The 18,167-nt window shown below is 36.3% G+C and carries 12 protein-coding genes, 1 pseudogene and 1 riboswitch; of the genes and pseudogenes, 2 read left to right on the forward strand and 11 right to left on the reverse strand.

Annotated features, from left to right (window positions below):
• Nucleotides 1-109: 109 nt before the first annotated feature.
• The 8 genes from ribH to EKM63_RS04540 all read right to left on the reverse strand — a co-directional run bounded on the left by ribH (nucleotide 110) and on the right by EKM63_RS04540 (nucleotide 8,110).
• On the reverse strand, nucleotides 110-571 hold the full coding sequence (ribH, locus tag EKM63_RS04505; protein WP_125704160.1) for a 6,7-dimethyl-8-ribityllumazine synthase: 462 nt from the start codon (nucleotides 569-571) through the stop codon (nucleotides 110-112).
• 1 nt (nucleotide 572) lies between these two features.
• A complete protein-coding gene (gene ribA, locus EKM63_RS04510) occupies nucleotides 573-1,790 on the reverse strand; it encodes a GTP cyclohydrolase II (RefSeq protein ID WP_125704162.1) in 1,218 nt (405 codons plus the stop codon).
• The gene (locus tag EKM63_RS04515) at nucleotides 1,780-2,388 is read right to left on the reverse strand and encodes a riboflavin synthase (RefSeq protein WP_125704164.1); all 609 of its coding nucleotides are present in this window, start codon (nucleotides 2,386-2,388) and stop codon (nucleotides 1,780-1,782) included. Before EKM63_RS04515 ends, ribA begins: the two co-directional genes overlap by 11 nt.
• Nucleotides 2,388-3,437, reverse strand: a complete 1,050-nt coding sequence (gene ribD, locus EKM63_RS04520; protein WP_125704166.1) for a bifunctional diaminohydroxyphosphoribosylaminopyrimidine deaminase/5-amino-6-(5-phosphoribosylamino)uracil reductase RibD — start codon at nucleotides 3,435-3,437, stop codon at nucleotides 2,388-2,390. The genes EKM63_RS04515 and ribD overlap by 1 nt, the downstream gene beginning before the upstream one ends.
• A 129-nt stretch (nucleotides 3,438-3,566) precedes the next feature.
• Nucleotides 3,567-3,701: riboswitch (FMN riboswitch) on the reverse strand.
• A gap of 56 nt (nucleotides 3,702-3,757) precedes the next feature.
• The gene (locus tag EKM63_RS04525; protein ID WP_125704168.1) at nucleotides 3,758-4,897 is read right to left on the reverse strand and encodes a trans-sulfuration enzyme family protein; all 1,140 of its coding nucleotides are present in this window, start codon (nucleotides 4,895-4,897) and stop codon (nucleotides 3,758-3,760) included.
• Between the two features lie 17 nt (nucleotides 4,898-4,914).
• A complete protein-coding gene (locus tag EKM63_RS04530) occupies nucleotides 4,915-5,826 on the reverse strand; it encodes a PLP-dependent cysteine synthase family protein (RefSeq protein ID WP_125704170.1) in 912 nt (303 codons plus the stop codon).
• Nucleotides 5,827-6,075: 249 nt separating this feature from the next.
• A complete protein-coding gene (locus tag EKM63_RS04535) occupies nucleotides 6,076-7,659 on the reverse strand; it encodes a cation:proton antiporter (protein WP_125704172.1) in 1,584 nt (527 codons plus the stop codon).
• A 25-nt stretch (nucleotides 7,660-7,684) separates the two neighbouring features.
• The gene (locus EKM63_RS04540) at nucleotides 7,685-8,110 is read right to left on the reverse strand and encodes a MarR family winged helix-turn-helix transcriptional regulator (protein ID WP_125704174.1); all 426 of its coding nucleotides are present in this window, start codon (nucleotides 8,108-8,110) and stop codon (nucleotides 7,685-7,687) included.
• Nucleotides 8,111-8,218: 108 nt separating this feature from the next.
• On the opposite strand from EKM63_RS04540, the pseudogene EKM63_RS04545 reads away from it, so the two are divergent.
• Nucleotides 8,219-9,609: pseudogene (locus EKM63_RS04545) on the forward strand (DHA2 family efflux MFS transporter permease subunit).
• Between the two features lie 126 nt (nucleotides 9,610-9,735).
• Entirely contained in the window at nucleotides 9,736-10,458 is a 723-nt protein-coding gene (locus tag EKM63_RS04550; protein WP_125704176.1) for an MIP/aquaporin family protein, read from the forward strand.
• Between the two features lie 402 nt (nucleotides 10,459-10,860).
• Here the strand turns inward: EKM63_RS04550 and EKM63_RS11430 are convergent, their stop codons facing one another.
• From EKM63_RS11430 to EKM63_RS04565, 3 genes are all read right to left on the reverse strand, one after another.
• The gene (locus EKM63_RS11430) at nucleotides 10,861-12,678 is read right to left on the reverse strand and encodes an SLAP domain-containing protein (protein WP_125704178.1); all 1,818 of its coding nucleotides are present in this window, start codon (nucleotides 12,676-12,678) and stop codon (nucleotides 10,861-10,863) included.
• A gap of 476 nt (nucleotides 12,679-13,154) precedes the next feature.
• Complete coding sequence (locus EKM63_RS04560) at nucleotides 13,155-15,641, reverse strand: SLAP domain-containing protein (RefSeq protein ID WP_125704180.1); 2,487 nt, start codon at nucleotides 15,639-15,641, stop codon at nucleotides 13,155-13,157.
• 197 nt (nucleotides 15,642-15,838) lie between these two features.
• On the reverse strand, nucleotides 15,839-18,046 hold the full coding sequence (locus EKM63_RS04565; protein ID WP_125704182.1) for a MucBP domain-containing protein: 2,208 nt from the start codon (nucleotides 18,044-18,046) through the stop codon (nucleotides 15,839-15,841).
• Between the last annotated feature and the right edge of the window lie 121 nt (nucleotides 18,047-18,167).

Here is an 18,167-nt window from a genome sequence, read left to right on the forward strand (position 1 = left end):
TTATTTAAGTGTGCCCAAAATCGTTCATATTTTGAATAGAAAAAAAGACATGGGCCTTGACCTAAGACCACATGTCTAAAAATTAATTTTCTGGAATCGGAAGCCAACTTCAAATCTTCTTTTCCAAATTAATCATCTCTAAAACACCTGAAGCACAATCGGAACCCTTGTTGCCAACCTTACCGCCAGCTCGATTGAGTGCCTGATCCATATCATCAGTAGCCAAAACGCCGTACATAACCGGAACATCCCCATGCAACGAAACTTCAGCTATACCATTCGCAGACACAGCACAAACATAATCAAAATGGGCTGTTTCCCCACGAACTACTGCCCCAAGGGTAATTATTCCGTCAACTTTCCCACTATCAGATAGTTTCTTTGTCACTCTTGGTATTTCAACTGCACCTGGCACCCACAAGGTAGTAATATCATCTTCTGCTACGCCATATTTTTGCAACTCATTGAGTGCTCCGGAAAGTAGTTTACCTGTTACTAATTCATTGAATTGTGCGACTACTATTCCAATTTTTAAGCCTTTGCCGTCAATTTGTCCACGTATTTCTGCCATCCTAATTTACCTCGCTTAATAAGTGATGAAACTTAATTTTCTTAGTCTCTAAATATCTGATATTTTCCTTTGTTGGCTTTGTCTCGATTGGAATTCTTTTATCAACTTTAATTCCTAATTCTTCGAGCTTTTCAACTTTGTCAGGATTATTTGTCATCAATTCAACGTGATCAACGTTTTGAATTTTCAAAATAGATGCAGCTAAACCATAATCACGTTCGTCTGGCTTGAATCCAAGTTTTACATTTGCTTCAACAGTGTCAAAGCCTTGTTCTTGTAATTCATAGGCCTTCAGTTTGTTTTCTAGACCAATGCCTCTGCCTTCTTGCCGGAGATACAGAACAGCTCCTGATCCATTCTTTTCAATTGTTTCTAGGGCTGTCTGTAATTGTTGCCCGCAGTCACATCGTTTTGATCCGAAAATATCTCCAGTTAAGCATTCTGAGTGCATCCTGAAAAGTAGTGGATCTGCTCCCTTGATATCACCTTTGGAAATCAATAATGTGGGCTCGTCAGTTTCGTTCACCTTGTAAGCTTTCATCTGAAAATCGCCGTATTTTGTTGGCAACTTAACGTCAGCAATCTCTTTTATATAACTAGTATCTTTCATGCGACGATATTCAATAATATCTTCGATTGTGATCAACTGCATATCATTTTCTTCGGCAATCACTCGTAAGTCTTTCAAACGAGCCATTGTTCCGCTCTTCTTTACGACTTCGCAAATATATGCAACGGGAGAACCGCCAGCTAATTTTGCCAAATCAACCGCAGCTTCAGTATGTCCGGTACGTTCGAAGATTCCATTCTTAGCAGCAATCAGTGGAAAAATATGCCCTGGATGGAAAAAGTCATCGTAACTACTATTGGGATTTGCTAAAGCGTTGATTGTTTTTGCACGATCGAAAGCAGAAATTCCGGTAGTAGTTGTTTTCGCATCAGTACTGATAGTAAATGCGGTACCAAAAGCATCTTCGCCATCTGGCACCATCGGTGTCAATTTCAATCTTTCACCATATTCATGGGACATTGGGACACACAACAAACCTCTGGCATGTGTGATCATTTTATTGACAGTCTCGCCTGTAGCAAAGTCTGCTAAACCGACCATATCTCCTTCAGACTCTCGGTCAGGGGAATCAGCAACGATGATCAATTTTCCTTTTTTCAATTCTTCTAGAGCACTCTCTACTGTTGAAATTATTTCTTTACTTTGCATAATCGTAACCTCCGACTTTCGAATCTAAAATATATTTTCCTAAAATATCTACTTCTAAATTTGCTGTTTGATTAATTTTTAATTTACCCAAAACGGTATGTTCCAGTGTGAAAGGTATCAGTGAGACTTGGAACGTATCATCACCCACACTAGATACGGTAAGGCTTACTCCATCGATCGCCACTGAACCTTTTTCAACGATATATTTGCAATATTCTTCTGGAACTTTGAACGTTAAAACGCTAGAATTCTGGTCTGTTTGTTTATCGACCAATGCCATCGTTGTGTCAACGTGTCCAAGAACAAAATGTCCATCCAGCTTGTCACTGGCACCAAGTGCTGGTTCGATATCCACGTGGTCATTTATTTCTAAATTGCCCAAATTGGTACGACGAAAAGTCTCTGGCATTGCCTCAACTTTGAAACCATTAGTCAGTTTTTCGATGACTGTTAAACAAGTTCCGTTGATTGCGATGCTGTTGCCTAAATTCATATCAGCTGAACTCAATTGATGTAATTTAACAGACAATTCGAATGTTTCTTGCTTTTTCTTGATGTCAGAAACAGTTCCAACATCTTTGATTATTCCAGTAAACATTATTCTGACCTCCGTGATTCGATTTTAAAATCGTCGCCTAGTTGGGTAATTTGAACTTTATCAAATTTAATTTCTGAAGATGGGTAATCAGCATATACTGCTGGTAAACCATGGCCTCCCAGGATAATCGGTGCTTGATAAATAATGATCTTATCGACTAATTTTTCTTTGACAAAATCTGCATGTATCCTACTTCCACCTTCAACTAGCAATGATTCAATATTGTTTTTAGCTAACAACTTGACGACCTTATCGGGAGTCCAAGTATCACTGACAAAAACTTCAATATTGTCAGGGAGTTTCCGATTAGATTCGGTGCGACTCAAGATCCATAATTTAGCCCCAGATGGTTTAAAAATATTCAAATCCTGACTCAACTTATTAACGTCATAAACTGCAACCACTCTTATCGGTGGAAAATCCAAATCTTGATTGCGAACTGTTAAATACGGATCATCAATCTCCAAAGTGTGTTGACCGATCATAATTGCTTGATTAGCTGCGCGAACATTTTGCGAATCCAGATATGCCGCTTTTCCTGTCAAAATAGTTCTTTCATGGTTAGACTGGTTTATCTTGCCATCCAGAGATATCGCATATTTAACGGTTACTAGCGGACGCTTATTTTGATAATAAAAAATATATGCTTCGTTGATTCCACCCGTTTGATTTAGGACATCAACTTCCACATTGTGATCCTGTAAATATTTGATACCATTCCCACTGACTATTGGATTCGGATCTTGCATCCCAATCACGACATGTTTGATTCCAACTTCGACTACCTTTTGCACACACGGAGGAGTCTTCCCAAAATGAGAACAAGGTTCCAATGTGACATACATTGTGGAATCTTCGGCATCCTTAATATTTTCTAAATGATTTAGCGTGTTGACTTCGGCATGAGGACCACCAAATTTCTCATGATGACCTTTTGCTAAAACTTGATTATTTTTGACAATAATCGCACCAACTTGGGGATTGGTCCAAGTAGATTCACCTTGCTTTGCCTCTTCAAACGCTAAATCCATAAAACTTTGATTGATCAAAATCTCATTCACCTCACAAAAAAAGACCCCGCATAGAAATGCGGGGCCACATTATTTATATAAGCCAAATAAGATTTCATACGAGAACCTGGTGACTCTAATTCGCCACTTATGGTATGAAAAATTACATTTTTTCTTCTCCCATCCAGACTTTAACTGTCGGTCCTAGAATCTCACTAGGTCAACCACGCATAGCATGGGTCACGGACTTAAGCTTACACTTTTACCGTCGGTCGGGAATCTCACCCTGCCCCGAAGAAATCTATTTAGTTGTTATTTTGTATACTAGCACTCATATTTTTTTAAAACAATACAATTTGTTAAATTTTTGAAAGCGCTTGTTTAATATCTTCAATCAAATCTTCCTCATCCTCAACTCCGACAGAAAGTCTGATCAACTCGTCTTTGATACCATTTTTTATTCTGATATCACGTGGAATTGAACTGTGAGTCATGACTGCTGGAATTTCAACAAGACTCTCAATACCACCTAAACTCTCAGCTAAATCAATGATTTGAAGACTTTCAACAAACTTTTTAGCATCCAAACCAGGTTGAAGTTCAAACGACAACATTGCACCGAATCCACTCATTTGCTTCTTGGCAATCTCGAAGCCAGCACTGTTTGGATTACCAGGATAGTATATATTGGCAATCTTATCGTTTTTATCCAAGAAATCATAAATAGCTTTGGCATTTTCTTGATGAACACGCATCCTGACACCCAGAGTCTTGATTCCACGCATCAATAGCCAACTGTCATCAGGTCCAAGCACACTACCAATAGAATTTTGTAAGAAAGCCAATCCTTCGGCAATCTTTGGATCATTTGTGACAGCCAAACCAGCGACAACATCACTGTGACCACCAAGATATTTAGTAGCACTATGAACAACGATATCTGCTCCAAGAGTCAATGGATTTTGATTGTATGGTGTGGCAAATGTATTATCAACGATTGTCTTAATATCATGTGATTTAGCGATTTTAGCAATGGCTGCAATATCAGAAACTCTCAATAAAGGATTAGTTGGCGTTTCTAGATAAACTGCAACAGTCTTATCAGTGATAGCGTGGCGGATCTCGTCAAGATTTGTAGTATCGACCACTGTGAATTCCAGTCCAAATCTCTTCAAAACTTTGTTGATCAAACGGAATGTTCCACCATAGATATCGTTACCAACGACAATGTGGTCTCCAGCTGAAAACAATGAAAATGCTGCATGAATTGCTGCTGAACCAGAAGCAAAAGCAAAGCCATCAGTTCCATCCTCTATTTCAGCAATCAAGGCTTCCAAAGCTGCTCTTGTAGGGTTTCCAGTACGACCATATTCCCATTTGGGCTCGCCACCAAGCACGTGTTGATGGAAAGTTGATGATCTATAAACTGGGATTGAAACTGCTCCTGTTTCTTTGTCCTCGCTGATGCCACCGTGAATTAATTTAGTATTGAATTTCATAATAAGTTTTCTCCTCTTTATCCATATATTTTTTTACTTAAATAACGTTCGCTTGAATCTGGGAAAATTGTAACGATGGTAGAATATTCCGGTAATTCTGCTGCGAGTTGCATGGCCGCAGCTAAAGCCGCTCCACTGGAGCTACCAGCAAACACTCCCTCATTGTCAGCCAACCATTTTACATAGTAAAACGCATCGTCATCGCTAATAGTTTTAACAGAATCAACTGTGATATCTTCGAAAAATGGTGGGACGAATTCCACCCCGATACCTTCAGTGCGATGATCATGTTCCTCACCACTATTTAAAATCGAGCCTTCAGGTTCAACTGTAACTGCCTTCATATCAGGAAACTTTTCTTGCAGTGATTGTGTTACACCAACAAATGTTCCACCGCTTCCTGAACCAGCAATAAATGCATCAATCGTTGTATCTTTTAAATCATCGAGAATTTCGGGACCTAATGTTTTGTAATAAGCTTCTGGATTGGCAGGATTCTCAAACTGCATTGGCACGTATGAGTTATCAATTTCAGCTGAAAGTCCCTTTGCTTTAGCCATCGCACCCTTGATTCCATCTTCTGATGGAGTATGAATTATTTCAGCTCCTAAAGCTTTCATCAAGGTTTGCTTTTCTTGACTGAATTTCTCAGGAACAACCAACTTAACTGGTAAATGATATTGTTGAGCTGCCAAAGCAACTCCTATGCCGGTGTTTCCAGCAGTTGGTTCGATGATTGTAGTACCATCTTTTATCTTGCCAATCTTTCGTCCGTTCTCGATCAGATTCATCCCCAATCGATCCTTAACAGATCCACCAGGGTTGAACATTTCTAATTTCGCAAAAATCTTTATGTTATTGGGTGCGTCAATATTTAACTTTAATAATGGCGTATTACCAATTGTTTGATAAATATTATTTACTAACATTTTTCCCTCTCCAATTTTCAAAAGATACAAAAAGGGTGCAAATTCGATTACGAATCTGCACCCTACACGATTGTCTGATTTAAAGTTTTACCTAAAGAGAAAATTAGGCACACAAACCAGTGGATCGCATAAGATGCGAGCCACAACAACAATTATTAAATTGTACGTTTGTGTAAGCCATAATTGAACTCCTCCAGTTGATTTATGAGTTAACATTATATTTCTTTATTAATTTTGTCAAATGAAATATCAATCTTGTTGATTTATTGGATCCAACACTAATGATTCCGATAAAAGGATTTCACTGTGTAATGCGTAGAGATAGTTATTGTCAAAACGATGTTCTAACGAAACATCATGTAAATATTCACGTTCAACATCGAATGCATACATCAAAGCACGTCTTTCATCTAGACGCTGTTTTTCATCAAAATTGAATCTATTCTGATTGACCGCACGCCACTGATGTAAAAAGTCACGCATACCATTTTTAGTATTTTGATCTCTTAAATCATAAATGACAGACTTACGAACATTTTTATCAATATCCATTTCATTAACACAAGCAATTCCTCGTTTGACCATTTCATCACGAATTTCATCGACTTGCTTCAATATGTCTGAATCATCTGGAATCCCAGGAAGAATAAATTTGAACAATATGGTTGGGACTATCATGCTCAAAATTATTACGATGGTTTCAATCAAAATCAATAAATCATAGTTAGTTTTACCCACAACTTGGCTACTTACACTGAATACCATTGCCAGTGTAACGGCGCCATGAATTCCCCCAAGTGCAAAAACGACCGCATCATTAACAGTATTGTGGATGATAAATTTTGCATAAGCGAATCTTATTATCAGTGAAACTAGATAAATAATAATTCCGATCCACAGCCAGTCCAGGGAGTCCGTAATTTCATGAAAGTTATCTCTGACGATGCGAACCAATGTGATACCTAAAGTAACGAAAACAAAGCTGTTCAAAACTTCTGAAATAAATAGCATCAACTGAGTTCCCAAATGAAATTGATGCGATGAAGAAAATCGACTACGACTAGCTTCACTATTGCTGATCAATCCGGCGCAAACGACTGCAATGATTCCGGAAACGTGTATTTCTTCAGCAAAATAATAAACCAGAAACGGTGTTAGCAAGAAGATGATCGTCTGTGATGAAATTACGTTTACTTTCGTACGAACCAACATTTGTCTAAACAGCATGACTAAATAACCGAACACGCCTCCAAAAACCATCCCACCAACTGCTGAAATCAAGAAGTTGGATACGTTCAATCCGAATGATAGATGCCCAGTTTGTAGCCATGTAAGCCCAGCTGCCAACAAGATAATTCCAGTTGCATCGTTGAATAATGATTCCATTTTCAAATTATTTCCGACTCCTTCAGGAATCTTTCGTCCTTCAACTACGGAATCAAACGCGGTGGCATCTGTAGGTGTACTGATGGCAGCCATAACCAACGTAAATGGAAATACTAATCCAAAAGCCAAATTGATCGACCATCCAACTAAAATCGCCGTGACAACTGCAAGAACGACTGACATTCCGATAATGGTTTTTGCTTGTGTCCTCACGGTGAAATTTCTAGTCCCCTGACCTTCGAAAAATAGCAATGGAGCAATGATTGCAAACATAAATATTTCATTATTAAAGTCTAAAATTAGTTTATCTGTAAATGGAATAAGCCCCAAGAGGATTCCCATCGCTAGATTTATGTATGTGTTTGATATTCCCGGAGTAAACTTTGCCAAAATATTTGCTATGGCAATCGCAATAACGATAACTCCAGAAGATATAAGTATTGACATTATCCTTGTCCCCCTGAACTATTTTCTAATCCTCAAAAATCCCTGAAATATTCTTTAGCCCCTGTTTCACAGCTGCAACATTCTCTACACCAACAGCTTCAGAAATTTTTGTTTCAGTATTAGAGAAATAAGTATGTATCTGTTCTGATAATCGACGTGCTTTTGGCGTCAAAATCAATCTCTTCAACCTGGCGTCATTTTGCATTGGAACTCTGACTAGCAGGTCACGTTTCTCCATTAATTTTAGCGCACTTGTTGCACTGGCACGACGAATATTGAATTCATTTTCGATATTTTTCTGAAAAATATTCTGATCATTTTCATAACGTGATATGTAATCAATGATACTAATTTGCATACCAGTCAAATCAAGTGTTTGCGCGAATTTATCAGCATCACGAGCAATAACGTTGTTTGCTTGTTTGATTAAAATTCCAAATATTCTATCCATTATTTAGCCTCGTAGTTTGATTTCTAACTAAATTTATACTAGCACAACCTTCTGTAATTATGTTATAACTATTTGGATTAGTTCGAATTCTAACAATTAGGAGGGAATATGGAACAAAAATTAAATTCAAAACTCAGTCTATCGATTATCGCAACCGGCTTAATGTCATTCTGCGGAGTAGTCGTAGAGACAGCGACAAACGTCACTTTTCCAACATTAATGAACGAATTCAACGTCAACACATCTGCCGTTCAATGGATGACGACTGGTTACTTGTTAGTGGCTTCGATCATGATGCCACTTTCAGCATATTTAAAGCACAATTTTACGTCAAAAAAGCTTTTCATCACTGCGGCTGTACTATTTCTTATTGGGCTCATCGCAGATGCAACTGCACCAATATTCCCCGTCTTAGTGCTTGGCCGAATTATTAAGGAATCGGCGCTGGTATCGCATTACCACTCATGTTCAACATCATTTTGGAACAAGCCCCATCTTCAAAAATCGGACTGCTAATGGGAATCGGAACACTGATAACGGCAATTGCCCCAGCGATCGGTCCTACCTTTGGTGGACTGGTAGTAAATGTGCTCGGATGGAGAAGTATTTTCATTATATTGATACCGATAGTGCTGTTAGCACTGATCATGGGCTCATATGCCATTCATCAGGTCTCAGAGCCTGTTAAAACTAAATTGAATATAGTTGGACTATTATTTATTTCAATCGCTTTTATCGGTCTTATTTTGGGTTTTTCAAATCTTTCGTCAGTTGGAAAAAATCCTCTAGGATTTTGGATTCCAATGTTAGTGGGAATAATAAGTTTATTGTTATTCATTCATTTTTCTGAAAACAGTAATTTCCCATTAATTGATTTATCTGTGATGAAAAACAAGAAATATCGTCAACATTTAGGAGCATTTTTCTTAGTCCAAATTGGGGCATTAGGAATGTCATTTGTGCTTCCTAATTACATTCAACTAGTAAATCATCAAACAGCACTTATAGCCGGCTTAGTAGTATTGCCAGGTGCCGCTTTAGGTGCCATCTTTGCTCCCCTTGGTGGTTCAATTTTAGATAAATTTGGAGCCAGAAAGCCAATCATGATCGGCATAATCTTCGAGATATTGGCAATGGTACTTTACTCAATCTTCGGAAGACAGCTTTCTGAAACTACTATCCTTATTTTCTATATTCTTTTCATGTTAGGTATGGGATTAGTAATGGGAAATACCATGACGAACGGACTCCAACAATTGCCTGCTGAAAAGAACGCGGACGGTAACGGCTGGTTTAACACGGTTCAACAATTTGCTGGAGCTGTTGGAACTTCCATTGTATCGACAATCGTGGCACTCTCTCAAAATTCCACCGCGGCTAAAAGTTACGCAGCAAGAACTGCCATTGGATCTCAAAACTCATTTATATTATTATTGCTGTTTTTGATTATTGCCATGATAATTTTAAACTCCGCTACAAATTCAACAAAAAATTCTTAAAAACTAATAATCACAGCATATTCGACCGTATATCATATGCTATAATTAATCGTTGCGGTCTGATTGTGTCTTGAAAACTGGATAAAATTTGGCTGTGCAAATAAATGTTTATGGGGTACAGAAACGATGCACTACACATTATTTATTCGCTGCATAGCTGAATTTATCGGGACCGCATTAATGGTCGCCCTCGGTAATGGCTCTGTTGCAAACGTAGAATTAAAAGGAACCAAAGGATACCATGGGGGCTGGGTCTTGATAGGACTCGGATACGGTGTCGGTGTTATGATTCCTGCTATGATGTTCGGAACAATTTCCGGAGCACAAATCAATCCAGCAATGACTTTAGCATTAGCCGTTAACAATGAATTCCCTTGGGCAGAAGTTGGACCATACTTATTAGCCCAAATGTTGGGAGCAATTTTCGGACAAGCCTGTGTCGTTGCTGCTTACAAGCCTTATTACAACAACACAATGAATGCCGATTCAATTCTCGGAACATTCGCTACAATCGATAACGCACATAGCCGCTTAAATGGATTTATCAACGAATTCCTTGGCACTTTCGTATTGGTACTAGGTGCAGTAGCATTAACAAGTGAAAAAATCGATCCAAGAGCAGACTTCATTGCCTTAGGACTACTCGTTATGGTCTTAGTTATCTCATTAGGTGGTGCAACAGGACCAGCTTTGAATCCTGCACGTGATCTCGGACCTAGACTATTACATGCAATTTTACCTTTGAAACATAAAGGTTCATCACAATTCGAATACAGCTGGGTTCCAGTATTAGCACCAATCTTAGGTGGTATCTGCGCCGTACAAGTTTGGTCATTATTCTTTGGATAAAATATATAAACAACAAAGGACATCGAAAATTTCGATGTCCTTTTTATTTTGCCTTATTTTGATTGATTTTCTTGAGATGGTCTTCCCTACCAAGACGCCATAGTGCCCAGAGTATTATTAACATAACAACAGGAAACAACCAGTCTATTGAATACCATTTCACGTCATTATAATACAAAATCACCGCATAAATTGCGACCCAAATTATGGGTATTAACAAGCCTAGAATAATGCTGTGAATCCTCCCAAATTGATACTGAAGAATCATAATTGCAAAAACTAAAATAGTGTTCAATACCATGTGATTTCCCCGACATTCTTGATGTTTAGTACCATAATTATACTCATAAAAAAAACACGCATACAAGTGTATGCGCGAATCTAACTAAAATATCATAAAAATTATTTTACATCTTTCGCCGCAATCCATTCATCAGTCGAAACACGGTAGTATGTTTCCCCGTTGATTGTAGCAGTACGGTCAGTGTGCCATGCCGTATCATGATCTAATCCACGAGTTCCATAGTTACCAGTTGATTTGAATAATGTCTTGGAATTGCCACCCAACGTAGTTATTGTTTTTGAAACTGGTTGATATTCAATTGCATCCTGTGCATCGATCCAATTATCATCACCAACACGTAAGTATGTTACGCCATCAATAACTTGTTTAGCATCGTATTTCCAAGAAGTATTTGGATTTATACCTCGACCATTCATCACACCGTCGTCACTAAATGTGTTGATTGATCTAGTACGTGCGCTTGGCTTATGCATAAAAATGTTACCAAGAACCTTGATAGGATTGAAAGATTGACTTTGATTTAGGATTGGAACAACAAGTTTGTTACCCGCACCGATCAATGTAGTCAGATTACCAATAGCACCACTTAAAGTAGTCCCTTTTGGTAGAAGTAAATGGAGTAACGATCCGGCAGTACCAGTAACCTTTTGAATCCCCTCAATTGCCCCTGTTATTTTGTTAACAAAAGAGACAACGAATTCAACTATTTGTTGGCCTGCACCGAACAAAGTACTTGGAGCTAGAACGTTTAACATACCGTTCACTAAGCCTACATGTCCCGAGGATGTAGTTGGATCCCAAGGAATATAATGTTGCGTGTTTCCTTGAATTGTTTCATCAGGATCCGGAGAAACTTTTGCTTTAATTATGGTAGGAATCTTGACATCTTTATTTTCTCGAACGTGAATACCGAAGTCATTATGACCTTCTGGGTTTTGAATTCTAAAACCATCTACAAATTCATTTGTGTCCAACACATATCCTGAAGGGATAGTAAAATCGACCAAACTCCCTTCCTTACCAGTAACATTAACATCACCAACATGTTTCCAAATTTTAAATTTACCAACGCCGAAACCTTTGTAAAATCCAATTTTGTTAGTATAAGCTTTTACAATTTGAACTCTATGTTTCGAATCCACATCGCCAATTCCGATAACTAACTTATAACCAAATCCTTCAGCAGGAAAGTATCCCTCAGGAAGTTGTGACTTATCAATTGATGCAACCTCTCCAATTTTTCCAGAAACAGTAATCGTTTTGATTTCCTTTTCTGACGAAGATATCATACCCTTTTTCTTCTCGTAAAGAACAACAGTATTCGTCACTGCTTTTTTACTAATTTGAACATTGATGATTTTGTTTGCCCATGGACCACCATGCTTAAACACGTTGAAATGAGCATCGCTTTGGTTTACCAATTGATATCCATCAGGAACGTGTTTTTTTACATTAACGTCCCCCCAAGGGGTAGATTCTTCTACAGCAGGTACAATGAAATGTCCGGCTTCGTCAACAAAATGAATTGTCTCCTGTCTTCCTAACAATCCTCTTGCTGTCGCTTCCTCATTACCTGAATATGGTTGATCTGTGGTAGCAGAATCAACCTCTACAGAATCAGGATTCTCCTCTGACCTTTGTGAAAATACGCCATCAGACTCTCCCAATTTAGCAGCTTCACTAGGTCCGTAATAAAATTCTTGGGCTGATCCTCCAACGTAGGATGTGCCTAACTCTTTTTGTACTTCATCAAAACTATTTTGCAAGGCTGGTGGTAAAGCAGCACTTGTAGCATTACTTGCATCTTCTGCAGCTTTGGCATTTTCCAAAGGCATAACAGCGCCAGTAACGACTGAACTTAGAACAATTCCTGACACTAGAACTGATCTAAGAAAAAAGCCTCTATCTTTTTTCATAGTATTCGTTCCCCAATCTTTTGGTAGTAATTGTGCCTAATTGATAAGGCATAACTAATATATTATTCTTATAAGAAAGATACAATAGTATAAATAAACATTCTTATTTAGTTACTTTTTATTAATATATCAATGATTAGACTATTATTTGAATATAAATATTGAGTGAATTTTCAATTTAGTGAAAAAATGCACCTATAATTTATTTCTTATATAACGTTATGAATGACCGGAAAAACCTTGAAAAATCGGGAATTCTTAAATTATATATTTCGAATATTTTCCATTAGTTTAAAAAATTGATAATTGAAATATCTAATTAATTTAATAGACATATTACGTATTATTGTTGCATTACTAACATATATTTCCCAAATTTATGATGTCTTTTATGCTCTGAAATTTTTTCAATTCAAAAATTTATAATATTTTGGATAAACAAAAAAATACCCGTCATAAATGACGGGTGAATATAATTATTGAACATCTTCGGCTGACAACCACTCTGCAGTAGAAACACGATAATGTAATTTGCCGTTTATCATTGCAGTTCGATCAGAATACCAACTAGTATTCGCAGTTAATGAATGCGCAGTCAACCTTTCTCCACGAGAATTATAAAGGAATGAGATGCCCTCTGACTTAGTATTCACGTTTTGAATTACCTTTGTATATTCAAAAACATGGGCCGCTTTGACCCATTCATTTGTTGAAACACGATAATAAAGTTCACCATTAATCATGGTTTTTTTATCAACGACCCAATCAGTATTGATTGCAAGATTTCGACCGCTTTGCTTACCATTGATCTGAAAAATAGGAATAGAATTATTCATCATATGGGTTGAAACTACAGTTTCAAAATCTTCTACTTCTTTCTCATCTATATTCTTATCCAAATTCATATCCGGAACATTATTTGCAGCATTTGTTCCAGAATTCGTCTCGCTTATATTCGGAAGCGATGAACTATTACTTGAACTATTTTCATTCACGGTAAAATTATTTGATGAGTGCGTTGATCCTTCCGGTTTATTACTACCGTTTGTCTCAGTAGTTGTACCTTCTCCACTGTTATCCGTCACTGATGTCGAACCAGTCGCAATTTTGGGAACAACCCTAATATTTCTTATAGTTTTATCTTTTTTGAAAGGTATGTATTCATTAAAATTATCTGGATTAATATAACCTTTTGGAGTATTCAGTTTAATTGTATCTTGCAAAGATCCATAAACTACTTTAGAAACAATCAATTTGCCTTGTTGATCATAGTAATTTATTGTGTTGGAAATTATCTTACTGACGTAGATAATTTTTTCTTCATCATTGGTGGTTATCAAATATGGACCGACTTGCTTATAACCCTCAACCAATTCCCCTTTCGTTAATTTAATTGAGGTTCCAACCGTTCCGACTAAATCAATCTCTTTTAGAACGTCAGATTTATTTTCATTATCAATCAACTTGATGTGATTTTTAATTTCCGCTGGATCAAGTTTTATCTCAATATTCTCAGCTCCATCATCTTTTATCTGAATAGAATGATAAGTTTTCGGAAGTTTGTATCCTTTTGGTATTAAATCTTCAATACCTGTAAGGGTTGATCCAACTTTAAATTTAGTAGTGGGTTGAACTGATATCACTTTGTTTTGGGAATCCAAAAATTTTATACTTTTAAACACGTTAAGTCTATCTATGAATATATTTACAGTTTTCCCTTGAGATTGCATGAAATATTGTTTGTCATTTGAAATATGCCAATCAGGGCTAACATGGCCACTCAATTTGTCGTTAATTAAATCACCTTCATCGCCCTTAATTTCAAAAGAGTGTATCGTTTTTCCAAGATTATCAAGAAAGACAATTGTATTAGTTATCCGCTTTTTTCTTAAAAGAATCTCATATTCAGATTTATCTTGGGTGATATAAAGACCCTTTTGTTCATACTCATTCTCTAACTCATTACTTTCAAATTCATATTTAGAGGATATATCAGAGAGAGTAAGTTTTACGTAACCTCCGACTTTTCCGTTAATCGTTTTATCTTCGTCAACTTGTTTCCTAGTTTCCGCATCGATAAATCTGACCGTCAATTTTACTTCTTTACCTTTTACGACCACTTTATGTGGAGTATCAAGCTTGTCAATTTTAAACCCATGCTTATCATCTGCAAATTCGTATCCCTGAGGTAAATCAATAGGTCTAATGTCAATTTGCTCACCCACTTGTCCATGAAAATATTGTTTCCCACCCCATACAGGGAATCCCGATTTATCAACATACTTCACTTCATTTTGTATAATTAATGATTCATGAACAACTGGATAATCAATTGATTCCTTATCTGGTGAAATAATAATTGGTTGCTTAATATTTTGAGGAAGACGATAACCATCTGGTAGCATTTGAAATGATAAAGATTTTTCTTCTCGAACAAATCCTTGAATTTCGGTACTTCCAACGATCTGATCTGTTACCGAGTCTATGAAATTTATATGTTGAGTTTTCTTCATAGGCTTAACCAATATTTTATAAAGATAATCCTTACTGTCATTGAACTTTACAACAAGATCTTTATCAACTAGCTCATATCCATTTGGAATAAGTTTTCTAAAATTGATTTCATTATTAACTTTACCATCCTCAGTATAAATATTGCCATCTACGGGTACATTTCCTTTTGTAACAAATTGAATTCTGTTGGAAATGTCTTTTTTTAGAATATCCGGTAGCTCCCAGTGAGGAAGGCCAATACCCCATCTTGCATTTATCTCTTCAGTCTCACCGGAATCTGATTGGTTGTCAGATTCAGTTTCTTCATCATTTGGTAGTATTTGTTGTGGCATTTCGCTATTTTGAATACTATCAAACGTATCTGCCCCTTTAACTAAACTAGGAGTAATTGTGGTACTCAACACTGCACCACAAAGCATGGTGCAAATGAACATATCCCTTTTTTTCATTTCTTCTCCGCCTGTATTTTATTGTGACAATCTAACATCACTAATATCAATATAAGTTAAAGAATTTACTTATGGTAATGATAATTGAAAATATGTCAAATTCATCTTTTCAATTATTTTCAGAGAAATATTTTATATTCACAATCCATATATCTACAAAAAAACTCCCCACCAAAAGGTGAGGAGTTTACTTTATTCTATTGAACATCTTCAACTGACAACCATTCTGCAGTAGAAACACGATAATGCAACTTACCGTTTATCATTGCAGTCCGATCAGAATACCAACCTGTATTATTTGCTAAAGAACGAGCACGTATCTTTTCGCCACGAGAATTGTAGAGTGAAGAAACATCCCCATGTTTAGTAATCACAGTTTGAATCTTATTTTTATATTCAAATACTTGTGCAGCCTTGATCCACTCACTGGTTGAGACACGATAGTAAAGTTCCCCACTGATCATTGCCTTTTTATCAACGGCCCAGTCAGTATTATTAGCTAGATTACGTCCAGTGTGCTTACCCTTGATATTGAAAACATCTGTAACCATATCAAGGTGAGTTGATATTACCATTTTTACATTAGTTATTGTTGTTTCTTTTTTTTGATTATCCTTTATTGATTCCTGTGATGAAGGAAAATTATTGTTACTATTGGAATTTATCGGATTACGGATTGGACGTACCAGAACAATATTTATTGATCTATCCCTTAGCATATGGAGTAGCTCGTCCTTGCTTGATATTAGAGTATACCCCTCTGGTACAGAAATTTTTACTTTATCTCTTATTGTTCCATAGATACTATTCTCCTGTACTAATTCTCCATTCGCGGAAACAAATTGGACAAAATTCATAATCCATTTGCTAACATAAATTGTTTGTTCTTCTTCGTCATAATTTCCAAAAATATCTCTTGCAACTCGTGCATATCCGGCAGGTATTTTATTTGAGGGTATTTCAATGTACTCACCCATTTTTCCAGAAACAATAATTTCTCCAAAACATTTATTTTTGTTCTCGTAATCAACTATCTTAATTTTTTTTGAGATTGTTTTGGCAACTACCTGAACTTCAATAACAGATTCCCCATCATCATCAACATTGAAGCCCTTGAAATCAGGACTGGATGAACCTAATTCATAGCCTTCTAAAATTGAAGCTATATCAATTCTTTGAAAATTATCTACTTTCAATTTTGAGAAATCTAGTGACTCTACCTCTAGTCCTTCAGGAGTCACAAAAGATAACCTCTTTTTCACATATAAATTTTTAACCTTCAAATAAACAACGGATTTATCTTTTGCTATATATGTGTCATCAATTCCTTTAAAGTTTAAATATTCTGGAATTTCTATCTTGGTTTTACCTTCCTTACCTCTTGCAACAAATTCTCCAACCTTATTTCCTAATCGGTTTTCCATAATAACACGATTGGTATTCAATTTTCGTTGCACATATACAACATAATTATCCCTATTGGGTTGGACGAATATCCATGTTTTAGTGTATTCGTGATTTAATAATATTTGTTCTTGATTAACATATTCATACCCATTTTTTATATCTTTCAAATCCAGCAATAATCTTGAATTAACCACACCAGTAACATTTTTCTTTTCACTTATTACTTCTTTAGTATCAATATCTACAAAGTCTATACTTACGGATACTTGTTTCGGTTCCACCAATATTTTCTGAATAAAACTATTACGATCAAAATGTATTTTAGTCTCATCACGTGTTAATTGATATCCAAGCGGAATATCATCTGTACTTACTTTTATATATTCACCATCCTCACCGTAATAGTATTTGGGTGATCCGATTATTTCATTATTTGAGGTTACAAATTGTATTTCTTTTTCAATTAAATTTGCCTTATTGACAACAAGACACTCAATTTCTTTTTTATCAGAAATTGTAACAATGTTTGAACTTTTAAATCGATATCCCTTCATGAGCATCTTTTCATTTAATCGGATTTGTTCACCAATCTTACCTCGAATGATTTTCTCAGAGATGATTTTGTTAGTTCTGGATTCAACAAATCTTACAATTCTGCTTTTTTCTACAGGCTCAATTACTATATTATGAACGTATTCTGAATCTTCCATTAATGTCCCAAGATTGGAAACGTCAGATATCTCATATCCATTTGGAACTTTAATTTGATCCGGCAAAATTGTTTGACCAATCTTTCCGGTAATCTGAATAATACTTTCGGAAAATTTTGAGCCATTATTATTTCGAAATTGAATTTTATTTGTGACAACCAAATTTTCTTGATTACCAACCTCACCACTATCCAAAACAGCAGCTCCCTGAACAGCACTAGGAGTAATTACGGAACTCATCACAACTCCGCAAAGCATGGTACTTACAAATATATTTCTCTTTTTCATCTCTTCTCCACCCACATTTTATTGTGATTTTTAACATCACTAATTACAATATATGTTAAAGAAATTACTTATGCTAATGATAACTTTCAATATGTCAAATTCATCACTCACATTATTTTCA

The sequence above is a fragment of the Companilactobacillus mishanensis genome (assembly GCF_003946505.1).
Classification (GTDB): Bacteria; Bacillota; Bacilli; order Lactobacillales; family Lactobacillaceae; genus Companilactobacillus; species Companilactobacillus mishanensis.